The organism is Calothrix sp. NIES-2098, assembly GCF_963875125.1.
In the GTDB taxonomy this organism is placed as follows: Bacteria; Cyanobacteriota; Cyanobacteriia; order Cyanobacteriales; family Nostocaceae; genus Aulosira.
Map to the genome: position 1 here is coordinate 8,064,696 of NZ_CAWNKJ010000001.1, position 16,851 is coordinate 8,081,546.

The following is a 16,851-nucleotide window of genomic DNA, read 5'->3' on the forward strand; positions in this document are numbered from 1 at the left end:
TTTGACTTTGGACTCCTAAGAAGTATTAAGCTATATAACAGGAAATAAGCGAGGATAAAAATCATGATCCTGCCTGGAGCAACTGTTCGGGTTAAAAATCCCGCAGATACCTATTATCGCTATGAAGGACTCGTACAACGAGTGAGTGATGGCAAGGTAGCGGTATTGTTTGAAGGTGGTAACTGGGATAAATTAATTACCTTTCGCTTAAGCGAATTGGAAGCTGTAGAGACCACAGGCAAGAAAAAAGGCAAATAACTTAGTTAAGAGTCAAGAGTCCATAGTCAATAGTCCAAAGGTTCTTGACTGTTAACCCTTAAGCTTTGACCCTTGACCTTTGACTCTTAATACTATGCGCCTTCCTTTACCACAGTTTGCTACTAGCGATCGCCATCCTAACCATATTGCTGAGGTGATCGAAACCAGTACTACCGAATTCCTGGCACAGTGTTTGGAACCGGAAGACTTAAGTTTTCCCCCGATGCCTGCTTTTGGTAGTTGGGTGCGTTCTATTGATGAAGAATCGGGCAACCAAATTTATGCAGTGGTATATTACGCCACAACAATGCCTATAGATTCCGTACACCGTGCAGTAGCTTTAGGGTTGTCTTTGCAAGACTTGCGAGAGGAACAACCCCAGATATTTGCCATGCTCAAAACTGAATTTCGTGCTGCGATCGTGGGGTTTGAAGAGCCTTCTCATGCCCAAATCCCAAGAGTATATCAATATTTACCGCCCCGTCCGCCACAAATTCATCAAGCAGTTTATCGTTGTGAACCAGAAACAATCGTTAAATTTACTGAAGAACTGAATTTTTTGCAGACACTACTTGCTCTCAAAGGTGCGCCGATAGAGTCTTTGACCGCAGCTGCCATTCGAGAGGTTTATCAGTTACGAAAAGCCGATCGCCAATGGTTAGTCAAAGCTGGACGCACCCTCAACTTGCTGCTGAAAGATGACTACGATCGCTTACGGTTTATTTTGAGTCAGGTTCATCCATAGGTAGTTTTTAGACAATTTTCTAAGTCTTGCTAAGTTAAGTTTTTTTGAATTTTTTCTCAAGGTGGTTTTTGCAGTTATATTGAGCGGGCGATTGCCTTTGAGGTAATCGCAGCTTTAATTATCGCCCTTTCAAGTTCTACCTATGGAACTCATCTTACAAGTTCTGGCACTGGAACCAACCTCCCAACTTCTGGGCAAGGAACCTATTGTTCCCTTTGCTGTTTTGCTGATAGTTATCCTAGTAGTGCCGATTCTGTTTGAGAGGCTCAGACTACCGGGATTAGTAGGTTTGGTGTTCTCTGGGGTAGTACTTGGCCCGTCAGGCTGGAATTTATTCCAAACAGAATCAGCGATTATAAACCTGCTAGCAGATATTGGGCTAGTTTACTTAATGTTTGTAGCAGGATTAGAAGTTGACCTAGAACAGTTCTATCGTCAGAAAAATCGCTCCTTAGGGTTTGGCAGCTTCAGCTTAATTATTTCCCTAGTCATGGGAAGTTTGTTAGGGCAGATATTCGGCTTTAGTTGGGTAACATCAATATTAATTGGCTCATTATTTGTTTCCTACACTCTCCTGGCATATCCAATTATTAATCGCCTGAGAGTAATGAAGAATGAAGCAGTTACTATCACTATTGGAGCCAAGATTTTTACAGATATTGGCGCTCTGTTGATATTAACTTTATGTGTAGCATCCACTAATGCTGGAGGATTCACCTTAGCAAAGTTACTTACTTTGTTGGGGTGGTTAACAATTTACTCTGTTGTTGTCTTAGTCGGATTTGATTGGATAGGTAAAGAATTTTTCCGGCGATCGGGAGGTGAAGAGGGCAACCAATTCTTATTTGTACTGCTGACGGTGTTTCTCGCTGCTGTAGGCGCTCAATTGATTGGCGTAGAAAAAATAATTGGAGCCTTTTTAGCAGGTTTGGCAGTCAATGAAGTTTTGGGCGAAGGGCCAGTTAAAGAAAAGGTGGTGTTTGTTGGTAGCGTGCTATTTATTCCCATTTTCTTTATTAATCTTGGTTTACTGATCGATTTACCTGCTTTTACCAAAAATACTACCAATCTCCAATTAACCCTGCTGTTTGTGTTTGGTTTAATTACCAGCAAATTGATTGCAGCATTGTTAACGAAACTGTTATGCCGCTACAATTGGCAGGAAATGTTAACAATGTGGTCGCTATCGCTTCCTCAGGTAGGGACAACATTAGCCGTAACATTAGTAGGGTATCAGATTGGATTGTTGTCATCGGAAGTATTAAATAGCGTTGTTGCTGTCATGCTCGTGACTTCAACGCTAGGGCCATTAGTTACCAGTCGGGTAGCTGTGGGTTTGGCTTCATCAGCTACTCCAGAGCCAGCACCAACAACACAACCCGAGCAAAAAATCGAAGACACGGATACTGCTTTTACTATTGTTGTACCCATCTACAATCCCCAAACTCAGCAGTATCTGATTGAATTGGCGACATTATTAGCACGCCAAACCAAGGGAAGAATTGTACCTTTGGCGATCGCTACTGCTGCTGCGCATATGGATGCACCACAGTTAGAGGCTTCTTTGCAGCGAAGCGAACGGTTGCTAGCAAAAGCTACAGCACAAAGCCGAGTCTTGGGTGTCGCAGCCGAACCCCTGCTACGCATTGATGATGCTTTTGCTCAGGGAATTAGCAGAGCAGCTCGCGAACAAAAGGCTAGTTTGATTGTTATGGGTTGGGGTAAACGTACTGGGTTAAGAGCGCGTTTATTTGGTAACGTCATCGATAACGTTCTTTGGGCATCCCACTGTCCTGTAGCGGTGACTCGTTTAGTAGACTCTCCTAAAAAAATCCAACGGATCTTAGTGCCAATCGAAAATTTAATGGCACCAACGCTACAGCCTGTGCATTTTGCCCAAATGTTAGCAGACTCTAACCAAGCTCAAGTGACTGTACTGAATGTCTGCGAGCGACGTACAAGTTCTAGCAAAATAGCTGCTAGGCGATCGCATCTTGCTCTATTAGTGGCTAAATTGGCTTTGCCCAATCCACCAGAAATTCAAATTATTGCCCATGAGAATGTTGCCCAAGCCATTTTACAAGCAGCAAGATTATATGATTTAGTAGTGTTACCCTTTATACGCAATCGTACAAGCCCTGGTGGTTTAGCTATTAGTGATGTAACAACACAGTTAGCTAGCCAACTTACATGCTCTATCGTCATGCTTGGAGAACCGCAGCGGATGCAAACAGTAGCTCTCCCAACCGGAGTTCCTAGTACCACATCTACACAGTAAAGTTACTTAAAAAATTACACTTAATTTATTTAGATCCATCTCTTGCCTATCCTGAGAGATATTGCCAAATCACCTTTTTTCTGAGCTATAACAGGTGAGATACTTAATTCTAAAAATACTTAATATTGTTGAAGATTTGATGAATTCTAGACTCTGAAGCTACAATCTTCAGACGATGTTTGTTATTTTGCTAATGTAATTGTTCAAAAATTGAAACAACCTGTAACAAAATTATATCGGTAGAAAATTTGGTAAATCTCACAACATCGTTGAGCTAACCATATTCTTCTGAAGTATTTTTTACCTAAATACAGGTATTAAAATATACAGGTGATAACTGCTGAAATTATCTGTAATTATTTGGGAAACTATGAGAATTTTAGTGACGGGCGGTGCCGGGTTTATTGGTTCCCATCTCATCGACCGCTTAATAGGTGATGGGCATGAAATAATTTGCTTGGATAACTTTTATACAGGTAACAAGCAAAACATCTTGAAATGGAGGGATCATCCACACTTTGAACTCATCCGCCACGATATCACCGAACCCATTAGGTTAGAAGTAGATCAAATTTATCATTTAGCTTGTCCTGCTTCTCCAGTCCACTATCAGTACAATCCCGTCAAAACTGTCAAAACTAATGTGATGGGGACACTAAATATGTTGGGACTGGCTAAACGTGTGAAAGCCAGATTTTTCTTAGCCTCAACCAGTGAAGTTTATGGCGATCCGGAAGTTCATCCCCAAACCGAAGAGTATAGAGGTAATGTTAATCCAATTGGACTGCGTTCTTGCTACGACGAAGGCAAACGCATTGCTGAAACTTTAGCTTTTGACTATTACAGACAAAATAAAGTTGATATTAGAGTTGTGCGTATTTTCAATACCTATGGTCCTCGGATGTTAGAAAACGATGGCCGGGTAGTCAGCAACTTTATAGTTCAAGCTTTACGAGGTGAACCTTTAACCGTCTACGGTGATGGTTCGCAAACCCGTAGTTTCTGCTACGTATCTGACTTAGTAGAAGGCTTTATCCGGCTCATGAATAGCGATTATGTTGGGCCGGTAAATCTGGGAAATCCTGATGAATACACGATTTTAGAATTGGCACAAGCAGTGCAAAATCAGATTAATCCAGATGCCAAGATTAAATTTGAACCACTACCTTCTGACGATCCACGCCGCCGCCGTCCAGATATTACAAAGGCCAGAACCTTGTTAAATTGGGAACCTACCGTTCCGCTACAACAAGGGTTAAAACTGACAATAGAAGATTTCCGCAATCGGATCAAAACTGAGCAAAAGCAGCTAGTTTCCTGATCGGTGCCAAGCATCACTCAGAACTTTCGTGCAGGTTGACCCCTTATATAGTTGATCCTATTGTGGTGTTTTTTACCTGTACTTAGATATTATGCGGAAAACTTCCGAACTCAAAAATAAATAGAAAAAACGAGGAGTTAAAAAGAATGCGTGTTTGCGTAATTGGTACTGGTTACGTTGGTTTAGTTACAGGCGCTTGCTTGGCTCATATTGGGCATGATGTTATTTGTGTTGATAATAACGAAGAAAAAGTCAAGTTAATGAAGTCTGGGCAGTCGCCAATTTTCGAGCCGGGACTCTCGGAAATTATGCAAACTGCTATCAATAGCGGCAAAATTGAATTTACTACAGATCTGGGGGCTGGAGTTGCCCACGGTGAAATTCTGTTTATTGCTGTAGGCACACCTCCTTTACCAACTGGCGAAAGCGATACACGTTATGTAGAAGCTGTGGCGCGTGGTATCGGCAATCATCTCAACGGTGGTTATAAAGTAATCGTGAATAAATCTACGGTGCCTATTGGCTCTGGTGATTGGGTAAGAATGATTGTTTTGGATGGCATTGCTGAACGCCAAAAAACACTAGTACCAGCAGGTGGCGTTGCAACTGAGGATAAATTGCCAGAGATTGCATCTCATTTTGATGTAGTTAGCAATCCAGAGTTTTTGCGTGAAGGATCGGCAGTCTACGATACTTTTAACCCCGATCGCATTGTGTTAGGAGGCAATAGCCAAAAAGCGATCGCTTTAATGAAAGAACTGTATACTCCGATTGTTGAACGTCAGTTTGCCGAGGATAAATCTTTACCACCTGTATCAGTGTTGGTGACAGATCTTAGTTCAGCAGAAATGATTAAATATGCTGCTAATGCGTTTTTAGCAACCAAAATCAGTTTTATTAACGAAGTTGCTAACATTTGCGATCGCGTCGGTGCTGATGTCACCCAAGTAGCAAAAGGTATCGGTTTAGACTCTCGCATTGGTAACAAATTCTTACAAGCTGGTATTGGTTGGGGTGGTTCTTGTTTCCCCAAAGATGTTGCAGCGCTGATTCATACTGCTGATGACTATGGCTATGAAGCCCAGCTACTGAAATCTGCTGTTAGCGTCAACGAACGCCAACGGCTGATTGCTTTAGAAAAACTCCAACAAGTCTTAAAAATCCTCAAAGGCAAAACTGTAGGTCTACTTGGTTTGACCTTTAAGCCTGATACCGATGATTTACGCGATGCTCCAGCACTTAACCTGATTGAACAGTTGAATCGATTGGGAGCTAAAGTTAAGGCCTACGACCCAATTGTTTCTCAAACAGGTCTACGTCACGGTCTTTCCGGTGTGTTAGTAGAAACCGATGCTCAAAGACTAGCCGACGGCTGCGATGCTTTGGTATTAGTGACAGAATGGCAGCAATTTAATACTCTGGACTATGCAAAGATGGCAACATTAATGAATAATCCAGTGATTATTGATGGTCGTAACTTCCTTGACCCTGAAACAATGGTAAGAGCTGGTTTCCAATATGTAGGTATTGGTCGATAGAAAATAGTTTTTAATTTCAAATTCTCAATGAGTTAATCATGAAGCTGTCTAGATTATTCTAGGCAGCTTTTAATTGATTTTCTAGTTATGAAGAACTCTTAGGTATACGCTCAATCTCCGCATATCCACTGAAAATTAATTTTTGACCCTCAGTTTCTAAACGGTTAAGTCGCATTTTTACTCCATCTAGATCGAAGCGATCTAAATCAACCATATTATCTAAAATTTCTACCAGTGCTAAACTCAAGGTTCTTGAGATTTCCCGTTGTGCTTCTGGTACAAGGTCAAGTTCAATTTGGGGATTTTGGAAAGAAACCCGTCGCCGCCTTTCCACAGCTAGGCTGACAGTCATATTCAGGGGTACGAGTTCGCCATTATCTAAATCTGCCTTTGCCAAAATCCGTAGGCGATTTTCTGGCAATAGTTGTACTTGAATTTCTGGGAAAGAAACTGGTTTACCGCCAGATAACGCTGTTAAGGCAGGTAGAGAAAGGTTTACTAACCGCTTTTTCACCAGTTCGGCGTTAAAAGCTTGATTAATACCTGCTTCTGATAATATTACTTGGGCGATCGCTTGGGTGGGTTGTTTGAGAGTTAATTTGCCACTTAAAACCGAGCCGAAATCAATGGCCACTGCATCCGTTTCAAAGGACATCTCCTCTACCGCGAATTCTCTACGGATGACTAAGCCACGTCCACTCATTTTGAAACTATCAATGCTGCCTTGCAACAGTTTGCTGGAGGGATAGCAGCGCACAAAGACTTCTACTGACTCGCTTTGGGTAAACAGGTGGCGAATCGTTTGGCTGGCGACTGTGTTGAGCATTCGCTCTCCCCAATCTGTGCCTTTAGGATCTGTTAAACCAGTAAGTCCGCCGAACATGAGGTTTTGGGTCTCTAGAAGTTCTTTGTACTTTTGTAACAAAATGTGAACAATACAGCAAGCGATCCCCTATTAATTGTGCTGATAGCTAGGGGTAAAATAACTGATGGGTAATACCCAACTGTATTTAATGATACTTTTTATTCAATAAAATTAGCTATCAATCTATTATTACCACCTGAGGACGAGCAAAAATTACCCTAAAACACCTCTTTGCTATTGAAGTTTCTCATAGAGGCGATAAAAAACTTAAATAATTTAAATCAATAAACTATTTACTGTTGCTGACTTTTTTCTTGAAGAAGCGATCGCCAATCGGCAATTGCTTTCTCCGTCCACAACCAATTATTACTTAATTTATCTACTTGGAAATTTACCGGATCGTCCTGGATCACCATTTGGCGAAGTTTGATAGCTTCATTCAAATATTGAGATTGTTTATCATTCGGTTGTTTAGATGCAGATTTATATAGCCCTAGAGCCAAGCCAGCATAGGAAGTTAAAGCATCCTTAGGTATTGCCGCTGATTTGATAGTTACTGGTGTAGCACTAGCAATATTCTGTTGTTTCAAAGCTAAATTTAAAGCTTTAAACCAAGAGTCATTAGCTCGATTTAAATTTTCTTCGGCGTAGTAAGCAAATCCCAAAGCATTGTTATATAAAAATGAATCTGGGTCAGCTTTGACAGCGCTTTCCCAGTAACGCCGAGCATCATCAATACTATATTTTTTATCTTTAACTTCTTTAAGTTGGACTGATTGCCAAGCTAATCTTCCTTTAAAGAAGTTGACAGCAGGATTATTAGCTTGCTTTTGCGGGATAAGATTTAAAGCTGCTTGCGCAGCCGGAAGTACGCCACGGTTAAGTAGTTCTTCCACAGCCTCTAATCCACTTTGCAAGTCACCTTGGCTCAATTTTTCCGTAGCAGTAGCGCTGACAATTCCTGTTGTAGCCGTCTTCAAATCGATGGGGGGATGATTTTCGGCTGTAAGTGACTGGGTAGGAATTGCTGGGATATTAGGTAATCTGGAAACTTGGTAATTTTGCCACCAATTTAGACCTAAAATTACTACGATCGCACTTGCTCCCACCATACCGACAATCGGCCAAATCTGACGTCGCTGGCGTCGTTTTGACGAGAATTGTTGCGATCGTCCAGAAGCAGAATCATGCCAATCGCCTGCAAAATTTGTCGAGGTTTCAGTTGATGCGATCGGATCTTCTTCCCAAAAGCTGGCTTCTTGCTCCGTAAAATTCATCTCTTGAGAAACTTGTCTTGACCGCAGACTACCCTCATTCACTTGTTGCACAAGTTCCGCAGTCATCGGAGATTGCTCGGATATTTCATTTTGACGATCTAGCTGGCGGAACAAATCTGAAACTAAAGCTGAATCTTCTGCATAAGTTGGGTCATCATACTCAATTTCATCAACGAGATCGCCCCAAGTTTCCTCTCCTAGCCAATCCAGCCCTGAAGATTCCCTTGGTAAACCCGAAGGAATCATATCTTCCAGTGCTAAAGGCATCTCCGACTCATCTGCTACAGCAGAGTACATCGCAGTTTGATTTGCTCTTAAAGCTGGATTGTAATCATTCAAATGTTCTGGACTTTCAGAAATTTCTGGGCTGAGAAAACCATCAAATTCCGGTTGCAGATAGAGAATTGGTAACGCCCAGTACATCTGGTGAGAACCGTAGGCAGAAATTAATCCCTGGCGGACTCGACTTACGCACAAATCTACAGGATAACCCTGATTTAGGTTGCGGTAAAACAGTTGTGTAAGTGTTAGCGCTACTTCATCAGGAATTCGCTCTGACATAGCTAACACACTTCTGATACCGCGTTTCACCAAACTTTCTGTGAGGTTACGTTCTCCTGTTTCTTCAGTAGTATCCGAGTTAGCTCTGTATGCTCCCAAACAGGAGTTAAACACTGCCATTTGGATATTATTGTTGACTAGCAAGCCTGCCAGATCGTCGCCACTTAAGGTTTCCGTTAAACCAGTTCTGCTACTGACCAGATAAATTTCCCCACCATTAGCACCTAGGTTACTGTGACCAGAGTAGTGCAGAACATGATATCGCCCTTGTTCTAGCGCCTGCGTTAATTCTTCTCGACCTGGTTGGTCTAGCAGAGTTAGTTCTATATCTGGAACATAATTGCCGCTTTCAGCAACTCTTGGTACATGGCGGTTAAGTTCAGCTTGGAGTTTGATGGCCTCATGTTTGAGTAGATCGAGACGAGCTTGATCTGTAGGAGAGGCTATCACCATCAATACTTTGACACCGCCTTCTTCTAATGGTTGGGGTATGTTTTTCGATGGCAAACGAGAAGGTGGCAGAATTCCAGTTTGGTAGCGAGAAAAAGCGACATAAGGCCCGGTGGCTAGCGGACGATCTCCTGCATGCATTACTTCCCAAGGCAGACGCGCTAACCTCGTGTCTTTTAGCCCTAAACGTAAACGCAGTACCTGTTGGTGGTTCTGGGCGATACCTTGTGCTGTAATCCAACTATCTCTGAGAGTGCCTTGAAACAGTGCATTATAAAGTTGCTGACCCAACGCCACTAGGTTTACAGAGTTTCTTGCGAACGCATCTCCTTGCAATACTGACTTCAACGGGTCATTCATCAGATGTCCAGCAGCCGCCAACCAATCACCTACAGGCCAAGTCACCAGTTCTTCTGCCAATGGCACCCCAGGCGCGACTTGTTCCGTCCGCACCAAGTAGTCACTTTGCCCTACTGGGGTTACGGAAATGTGAAATTCCTGGGTCACAACTTTTCCTATTCGCCTCCTAAATCTGGTTTGAAACGCGAAAGTTTCAAGTCGATTTTTCGCTTCTTCTGATACCTTAGATGCATCTTGCCACTGAATGTTTCTGATTTCTCGTTATTTTACTTTTTTAGCTTTTACAAGTTTATCCGGATTTACTGGCATTGGAGTAGAACACTTTATTGGTAGATGCACCTTGATCTTCGACTCCCCAAGCTAGCGAATGCTGACTTGGGGATTTTTTTATGCTGGCAAATAGCAATACTAATTCAGGCATTCTCAAGTGAGGTATGGAGTTAAACACCCCAGCATCGTTTCCTTAGCAGCTAGAATCCATTTAGATGTTTTGGCACGAAACTAAAATACACATCTTAGTAAATTTATCCGGAGGATGGTAGTTCACCTCAGAACAGTTAAATGGTAGATGCACCCTGATAACTAACTCCCCTAGTTGGCTCAAACCAACTGGGGGCTTTTTTATGCTTGCTAGACCCTAACGAACTCAATACATAAGGAAATTTCTCCGGATTATAGAAGTTACCTGGAGAACAGTTAAATGGTAGATGCACCCTGATAACTAACTCCCCTGGTAGGCTACCACCTACTGGGGAATTTTTTTGGTTTGACACAAATTTATAATCGCGATTGTGACCATTTTATCCGGAGCTTACTTATTTTCTGTAGAACAATTAAATGGTAGATGCACCCTGATAACTAACTCCCCTAGCTGGTTGGTACCCATTAGGGGATTTTTTTATTGTTACTAGTAACACACACCTCTACAAGAAATTTATCCGGATTATAGTAGTCGCACCGAGAATAGTTAAGTGGTAGATGCACCCTAATAACTAACTCCCCTGGTTGGCTGCCACCAATTAGGGGTTTTTTATAGTCATTCCCAATGTCATAATTTTATCCAGATGATGGTAGTTGCCCTGCGAATGATTAAGTAATAAGTGTACCCTGATAATTTGCTCCCCTAGTTGGTTCAGACTGCTAGGGGTTTTTCATTAACCACTAGCTACCTCTAAGTGATAATTTTGTCCAGATTTTCAAAACGGGGTGGAGAATACAGAAGTTAGTAGATGCACCCCCATCCTCAATTCCCCTGGATAGTTACCACGATTAGGTGTTTTATCCATTTAGCGAATATTCATCCCGTTTGTGACAATTTTATCCGGAGCGGATCGATTTTTTTAAGAACAATGAATTGGTAGATGCACCCTGATAACTAACTCCCCTGGTAGGCTAACACCTACTGGGGTTTTTTATGATGCACAAAATAACAATATTCCTTAGAGATAAATCTATCCGGAAGATTGTATTTAACCTGAGAACAATGAATTGGTAGATGCACCCTGATAACTAACTCCCCTGGTAGGCTAACACCTACTAGGGTTTTTTATGTTGTAAAAAATAACAATATTCCTGAAGATAAATCTATCCGGAAGATCGTATTTAACCTGAGAACAATGAATTGGTAGATGCACCCTGATAACTAACTCCCCTAGTAGGTTAGCAATTTACAGGGGGCTTTTTTTGAGGAGGATAGTTTGCCCCTAGCTGCCCACTAGTTAGGTAGTAAGGGCATTATTCTAACACAACAAATCTGCTGTCACCACTCTTGCCACGATCTAAATCAATTATTTTATCTTGCAGCCGAGCAATCGCCTAACTAGCAGTTATTTTAATTAAGTATATCTTATCATTATTTTGTTAGCTCTCGATGTGCAGTCTCTGACTAACTTTTACATTTGTATCTGCTAGAAGGCTTATGCAATAGTTATTCCATTGTATACTTGCTAAAAATTTTTAATTATTTCTCTATAATTTTTCTTGGTGAATTACTCCAACATTGTTCCATCTTATAGTTAGAAGGAGCTTTAAGCGCGATCGGACGTTACTTTGTTAGGTATGTTCCTTCTTCAACAACATCTGCGAATAAATATTCTCCCAGTTTTACATACCTTCTCTGGTCTAGCAACATTTGCGTTGCTAATTTTCTCTATGCAGATCTTGAATGTTTTATACTAGATGTAGTTTGCTTATATCCAAAGAGTCGCAAAGTCAGATGAATTTAGCGGTAATTAAGTTCTCCTCAGAAGAATGTGGCATTTGTCACAAAATGTCTTTTTATGACAAAAAGGTAGCTGAAGAACTGGGTTTGCAATTTATTGATGTAAAAATGCAGGATACAGCTACTTACCGCAAGTATCGCAAGATTTTGTTAACTCAGTATCCCGATAAATCAGAAATGGGATGGCCTACTTATATTCTCTGTGATTCTCCCGAAGGAGAGTTTCAGATTATCGGTGAGGTCAAAGGGGGTCATCCCAAAGGCGAGTTTAGAAGTCGTCTACAAGAAGTGCTAAATTCCACAGCTAGTCAGAACTAATTACCTCAAAAGATTTTACTTCCAGGACGGGGCCAATCATGGCAGTAGTCATGACATCTTCACGCACCTTTCCTGTAACTTTAGCTTTTTGCCCTGCTTTGAGGAGTTTTTTGTCTGCACTTCTAGGTAATTCATAAGTAACACCATCATCGGTAACTAGTGCCCATGCACCAGTACCAAGATCGCGGTGTTGGATAGTGCCAGTAACTGTAATACTCATAATTATTGCCGATCGTTGAGGAGATAAAAGATTGCGAGGAAGAGCAATATTTTTCAATTACTCTCCCTAGTTTCCCTCTTAACTTAAGCTACTTGCCTTTCATTTTTCAACGCTAAACGAGCTAATCCATAACAGAGTAGGGCATTAGCAATGAGAAAGACACGCGCCAAATAACTACTGCCTAATCCCCAAACCATAGGATCGTAAACTGCACTCACCGTCAAACACGCAGCCACACCAAGGGTAGAACCTATTGCAAACCATTTGCCACTAGGATGTCCCAGGAAGAATGCAACCAGAACAATAGGAATCAGTACACTGGCAAATAAAGGATTTAAAGCATCGGTTCCTTGGATAGTGTTACCCAATTCGGGAATAGAACTACCCAAAAGCCGGAAAGGCCACTGGGGAAGGTCAAAAATATAGAATCCCTTAAGGAAGAATAGTCCAGAACTGCCAGCAATTAAACCACTGGATAAAGACCAACTCCAAGTAAAGGGAAAGTAAACCCGTAAAAACCAAGCTAGGAGATAGGAACCTAGTACCATCAAAATCTTTGGTAATAGTGCTACAGCACCGCCATCAATCCAAAATCCAGGGTTGAGATAGCCATTATCTCTTAACCAGCGGAAGAAGTCAGAGAAACTAATTTGACCTTCAGTGGCAAGTTTCACTGCTGCTTCGGCATTGAGTTGTCCAGCGCCATAGTAATTCAAACCATCATCTTGGATAACTCTGGAAGATTGTTTGAGGACTTTCAACACTTCATCAGGGTCGTTGATCCCCTTAGCTTTGATGAGTGCAGCGACACCAGCAACATGGGGAGATGCCATACTTGTACCTTGGAAGCCAAGAAACACTCCTTCACCCTTTTCGTTGATTGTCTCTTGCAGAATCTTGCCAGCATCACTACCACCAGGAGCGGAGATATCTACCCCAGCACCAAAGTTAGAGTAAGGAGCTTTTTCTCCATCGGGGCCAAATGCCGAAACGCCGATGACATGAGGATAACGGGCTGGATAGCTGGCCCCATTAGCGTTTTCATTGCCAGCTGCTGCCACAATCACAACACCTTTATTGTGGGCATAGTTAATGGCTTCCTTCATTAACTGACTTTCACCGCCACCACCCAAGCTCATATTAATTACATCTGCGCCTTTATCGGCAGCAAATTTGATGGCTTCGGCAATATCGGCAATAGTACCACCCCCATAATCATTTAGGACTTTCAATGGCATGAGATTGGCTTCATATGCAATGCCAGCTACACCATATTTGTTATTGGTAGCTTGAGCTATAGTACCTGCGACATGGGTGCCATGCCCGTTATCATCCGTGGCTTCTTCCCGATCGTTAACGAAATCGTAGCCTTTGACAAATTTCGTCTCATACAAGTCCCGTACGCGAGTAATACCAGTGTCGATGACAGCAACCGTAATGCCACTGCCTTTAGTTTGACTCCATGCGCCTTCAATGTTGATGTTGTGGAAGTTCCACTGCTTGCTGTAATACTGGTCGTTGGGGCCAGTTAATGAAGGGGTAACTTCGTCTTCATCTGCGTTGGGTTTTAAAAATTCTCCCAAAAAAGCAACTTCACCCGGTTGGGGAATTTTTTTGTAAATATAATTCGGCTCAATAAATTCTGTAGCTGATTTAAATTGCGATTTTTGCAGTTCTTTCAGCCGTTGGCGATCGCCTTTGATAATATACACATTATCTTTCGCCGAAAATTTATTATCCAATTGGGGTGTAACCTGGTATTGTTGAGCGATCGCTTGCAAATCTTTCTCTACTATCTCTTTGGGTATATCTTCCCGAAAATCAAGCAGAATCGTCTCAAATTCACCTTTGGCTGCTAGTCCCTGAAAATTAACAAACCCAAATACAGCAGCCCCTAGCCCAATGACAAACAAGCAAAATAATATAAGCCTTCTCATATAAACTCATCACCGCTTTTTGCCAGTTGCTCACTACCATAACTTATCTGAGCCTCTGATTGGTGTAATTTGCACTTTAGTTAAAACTTTCACTCAGGACTGTTGAAACTATGGAACGTGGTCTTTTGTGGTTGCCTCTATTAGTTATGTTTTTCTGGTTAGCTTGGCAAGGCTCAAAGGAGTATCAAAAAGTTGAAGCTTACCGCGCTTGGGCAGAGCAATTTGAAAGGGCTAAGTATGATATTTATGCAGTTTTGGGTCAAAAAGGTAACAATATAACCTGGGGAAAACCCACACCAAAAGGGCCTGTTAAACTAGAAACTTTTTCTTTGCTTGATGTTCAAAAAATAAATCTTTTAGTAGATGACAAATTAGTAGAAATAGGAAATTCACCAGAGAAAGCTCGGAAGATTGAATTAGAATTTATCTTTCCCGAACCTGCTAACTCAGTTCGTGTTCCTTTTACAGAGATTCCTTTAGCAGATGAATGGGGTAAGTATTTGCAGGGAGTATTGCAAAGCCTGGCTTCTCAGGGAAAGGGATAATGAGGGGACAAGGAGGACAAAAAATTCAAAAGTAAGAAATTTTCTGGACTCTTGACTCTTGAGTCATTATCCCAAGATGGCTGTTGATTGTGGTAATTATTAACAATCAGCCCAGCTATCAGATAATTCATTATGAATGCTGTTACAGAAACACGGATACCTGTTGCCTTAACTATTGCTGGCTCAGATAGTGGTGGTGGTGCGGGGATTCAAACTGATTTACGTACCTTTGTCTTTCACTGTGTTCACGGAACTAGTGCTATTACCTGCATCACGGCGCAAAATACTTTGGGAGTAACGCGAGTAGATGCGATACCACCTGAGGCTGTGGTGGCGCAAATTCAAGCGGTAGTTGAGGATATTGGCGTACAAGCTGCCAAAACAGGAATGTTACTCAACCAAGAAATTATCTCGGCTGTGGCGCAGCAAGTAGAGGCTGGGAAAATCGATAATTTAGTAGTCGATCCAGTAATGGTGTCACGTACAGGAGCACAATTGATTGATGATGACGCAATACAAACTTTGTGCCATGCTTTAATCCCATTGGCAACTATAGTGACGCCAAACCGCTATGAAGCTCAAATTATGAGTGGATTATCGATTAATTCCCTTGATGATATGCAAGCAGCAGCCCAAATTATTCATCAGAAATTAGGGGCTAAAGCTGTTTTAGTTAAAGGTGGAGGTATGCAGGGAAATTTGCGTGGTATTGATATCTGGTTTGATGGGCAAAAGTTGACTACTTTGGCAACCAAGCTAGTAGATACAAAAAATACCCACGGTACTGGTTGTACTTTATCAGCTGCGATCGCTGCCAATCTAGCTCAGAAAAAAGACTTCTTAACAGCAGTGCAGCAAGCAAAAGACTATGTTACAACTGCACTTACTTACGCCCTTGATATTGGTCAAGGACAAGGCCCTGTGGGACACTTCTTTCCTTTGCTAGAGAATAAATCTAGTCTGTAAGTATCTTTTATCAAATAACTGACTCCTAAACTCCAATGGCAATGCTGTTGTAGGTTAGCTATATGTACTTATTCCATAATGTAAATAAAAAATCTTTGCCCTGTAGGGATTTTTCTATTATTCTTGGGCATAGTTTCACGGTTGACTATCTCTGTTACTATCTCTAAAACAATAAGTTACTTTTATTTTTCATACCAAGCCAGCTATGCAAGCAAGCACAAATCCCATTTACAACCATCCGCCTACACCAAAGGCTCCAGCCTATCCCCCATCTGTCCCGCTTTCTGTGTACCGGGAATTAGCAACTGAGTTACAAACAGCACAGGCAAGGTTAGATGCGTTGACTACGAAAAATCAGCAACTAACACAAGAAAATCAACTGCTACGTCAAGAAATGACTAAGCTTATTCAATCTTGTTTGCGGTTGCAAAAGTTGGTGGATTTTCCAGCCGCGCCGCCTAATGCACCTAGCAGTCCAGCAGCCCATACTGCTCCAAATACCAAAAATGCATCTCAGGTTGCTACAGAAGCACGTCCGCGCCAGCAAGTTTCGCGTCCGCGTCCACCTGCTGTTTCTGAAGTTCTAGAGAGTAAAAGCCGCCGTTCTTCAGCCTCTGTGCCTGTAGTGGAAATGATGCCTCCGATCCCGCGACCTGTATTCATAGAAGAACAGGAGGTGAAATCTTATGGTTCTACTGAGTCTGAACCAAAGGAAGTTAGTGGTTGGTGGTTGGTCATTACCATTTTATTAATCATGCTAGCCGCTTTTAGTGCTGGATATTTGGTTGTACGACCCCTGTTTGAACATCAGAGTCGTTAGTTAAAAAACTCTATGTTTTGGCTATAAATTAAAGATTCTCAAAAAATTTTGCTCTCAAAATCCTAAACTCAATCAGGGAATTTACCTATTTTTTATCATCAAAAATACATATTCTCATGTAAAATTGAGGATTGTTTTTTCATGTCATAACCTCGAATACTATCGAATTTT

Annotated in this window: 14 protein-coding genes; 9 read left to right on the plus strand and 5 right to left on the minus strand. The window is 41.7% G+C overall.

Annotation, left to right across the window (positions count from 1 at the left end; all coding sequences use genetic code 11):
* Positions 1 to 63 precede the first annotated feature (63 nt).
* From AACU33_RS33925 to AACU33_RS33945, 5 genes are all read left to right on the plus strand, one after another.
* Positions 64 to 258, plus strand: a complete 195-nt coding sequence (locus AACU33_RS33925) for an NAD(P)H dehydrogenase subunit NdhS (protein WP_096594646.1) — start codon at positions 64 to 66, stop codon at positions 256 to 258.
* 94 nt (positions 259 to 352) lie between these two features.
* Positions 353 to 1,003 carry an HAS-barrel domain-containing protein gene (locus AACU33_RS33930; protein WP_096594647.1) on the plus strand — a complete coding sequence of 217 codons (651 nt, stop codon included), beginning with the start codon at positions 353 to 355 and terminating at the stop codon, positions 1,001 to 1,003.
* A 142-nt stretch (positions 1,004 to 1,145) separates the two neighbouring features.
* Entirely contained in the window at positions 1,146 to 3,281 is a 2,136-nt protein-coding gene (locus AACU33_RS33935; protein ID WP_096594648.1) for a cation:proton antiporter domain-containing protein, read from the plus strand.
* A 370-nt stretch (positions 3,282 to 3,651) separates the two neighbouring features.
* On the plus strand, positions 3,652 to 4,602 hold the full coding sequence (locus AACU33_RS33940) for a UDP-glucuronic acid decarboxylase family protein (protein WP_096594649.1): 951 nt from the start codon (positions 3,652 to 3,654) through the stop codon (positions 4,600 to 4,602).
* A gap of 146 nt (positions 4,603 to 4,748) precedes the next feature.
* Entirely contained in the window at positions 4,749 to 6,140 is a 1,392-nt protein-coding gene (locus AACU33_RS33945) for a UDP-glucose dehydrogenase family protein (RefSeq protein WP_096594650.1), read from the plus strand.
* Between the two features lie 85 nt (positions 6,141 to 6,225).
* Here the strand turns inward: AACU33_RS33945 and AACU33_RS33950 are convergent, their stop codons facing one another.
* From AACU33_RS33950 to AACU33_RS33960, 3 genes are all read right to left on the minus strand, one after another.
* Positions 6,226 to 7,023, minus strand: coding sequence for an LmeA family phospholipid-binding protein (locus tag AACU33_RS33950; protein WP_339376437.1), 798 nt, complete (start codon positions 7,021 to 7,023; stop codon positions 6,226 to 6,228).
* A gap of 275 nt (positions 7,024 to 7,298) precedes the next feature.
* Positions 7,299 to 9,800: a cell division protein HetF gene (gene hetF / locus AACU33_RS33955; protein WP_096594652.1), complete on the minus strand. Its 2,502-nt coding sequence runs from the start codon at positions 9,798 to 9,800 to the stop codon at positions 7,299 to 7,301.
* 410 nt (positions 9,801 to 10,210) lie between these two features.
* Entirely contained in the window at positions 10,211 to 10,426 is a 216-nt protein-coding gene (locus AACU33_RS33960; protein ID WP_339376438.1) for a hypothetical protein, read from the minus strand.
* Between the two features lie 1,442 nt (positions 10,427 to 11,868).
* Here AACU33_RS33960 and AACU33_RS33965 point away from each other — a divergent pair.
* Positions 11,869 to 12,192 carry a thioredoxin family protein gene (locus AACU33_RS33965; protein WP_096594653.1) on the plus strand — a complete coding sequence of 108 codons (324 nt, stop codon included), beginning with the start codon at positions 11,869 to 11,871 and terminating at the stop codon, positions 12,190 to 12,192.
* On the opposite strand, the gene AACU33_RS33970 is transcribed toward AACU33_RS33965, so the two are convergent.
* Complete coding sequence (locus AACU33_RS33970) at positions 12,179 to 12,412, minus strand: hypothetical protein (RefSeq protein ID WP_096594654.1); 234 nt, start codon at positions 12,410 to 12,412, stop codon at positions 12,179 to 12,181. The two genes, AACU33_RS33965 and AACU33_RS33970, sit on opposite strands and share 14 nt — an antisense overlap.
* Before the next feature lie 83 nt (positions 12,413 to 12,495).
* Positions 12,496 to 14,349 carry a S8 family peptidase gene (locus tag AACU33_RS33975; protein ID WP_096594655.1) on the minus strand — a complete coding sequence of 618 codons (1,854 nt, stop codon included), beginning with the start codon at positions 14,347 to 14,349 and terminating at the stop codon, positions 12,496 to 12,498.
* 110 nt (positions 14,350 to 14,459) lie between these two features.
* Between AACU33_RS33975 and AACU33_RS33980 the strand changes: the two genes are divergently transcribed.
* The 3 genes from AACU33_RS33980 (at position 14,460) to AACU33_RS33990 (ending at position 16,680) form a co-directional block, all read left to right on the plus strand.
* Positions 14,460 to 14,894, plus strand: coding sequence for a hypothetical protein (locus AACU33_RS33980; protein WP_096594656.1), 435 nt, complete (start codon positions 14,460 to 14,462; stop codon positions 14,892 to 14,894).
* A 132-nt stretch (positions 14,895 to 15,026) separates the two neighbouring features.
* A complete protein-coding gene (gene thiD, locus AACU33_RS33985; protein ID WP_096594657.1) occupies positions 15,027 to 15,860 on the plus strand; it encodes a bifunctional hydroxymethylpyrimidine kinase/phosphomethylpyrimidine kinase in 834 nt (277 codons plus the stop codon).
* Positions 15,861 to 16,065: 205 nt separating this feature from the next.
* Positions 16,066 to 16,680 carry a hypothetical protein gene (locus tag AACU33_RS33990; protein ID WP_096594658.1) on the plus strand — a complete coding sequence of 205 codons (615 nt, stop codon included), beginning with the start codon at positions 16,066 to 16,068 and terminating at the stop codon, positions 16,678 to 16,680.
* Positions 16,681 to 16,851: the final 171 nt, after the last annotated feature.

Excerpts from the sequence above, each read along its gene's own strand:
- AACU33_RS33935 (WP_096594648.1), top strand. The coding sequence starts at position 1,146 with ATGGAACTCATCTTACAAGTTCTGGCACTGGAACCAACCTCCCAACTT.
- AACU33_RS33930 (WP_096594647.1), top strand. The coding sequence starts at position 353 with ATGCGCCTTCCTTTACCACAGTTTGCTACTAGCGATCGCCATCCTAAC.
- AACU33_RS33925 (WP_096594646.1), top strand. The coding sequence starts at position 64 with ATGATCCTGCCTGGAGCAACTGTTCGGGTTAAAAATCCCGCAGATACC.
- AACU33_RS33950 (WP_339376437.1), bottom strand. The coding sequence starts at position 7,023 with ATGTTCGGCGGACTTACTGGTTTAACAGATCCTAAAGGCACAGATTGG.
- AACU33_RS33970 (WP_096594654.1), bottom strand. The coding sequence starts at position 12,412 with ATGAGTATTACAGTTACTGGCACTATCCAACACCGCGATCTTGGTACT.
- thiD (WP_096594657.1), top strand. The coding sequence starts at position 15,027 with ATGAATGCTGTTACAGAAACACGGATACCTGTTGCCTTAACTATTGCT.
- AACU33_RS33965 (WP_096594653.1), top strand. The coding sequence starts at position 11,869 with ATGAATTTAGCGGTAATTAAGTTCTCCTCAGAAGAATGTGGCATTTGT.
- AACU33_RS33975 (WP_096594655.1), bottom strand. The coding sequence starts at position 14,349 with ATGAGAAGGCTTATATTATTTTGCTTGTTTGTCATTGGGCTAGGGGCT.
- AACU33_RS33980 (WP_096594656.1), top strand. The coding sequence starts at position 14,460 with ATGGAACGTGGTCTTTTGTGGTTGCCTCTATTAGTTATGTTTTTCTGG.
- AACU33_RS33940 (WP_096594649.1), top strand. The coding sequence starts at position 3,652 with ATGAGAATTTTAGTGACGGGCGGTGCCGGGTTTATTGGTTCCCATCTC.
- AACU33_RS33990 (WP_096594658.1), top strand. The coding sequence starts at position 16,066 with ATGCAAGCAAGCACAAATCCCATTTACAACCATCCGCCTACACCAAAG.
- AACU33_RS33945 (WP_096594650.1), top strand. The coding sequence starts at position 4,749 with ATGCGTGTTTGCGTAATTGGTACTGGTTACGTTGGTTTAGTTACAGGC.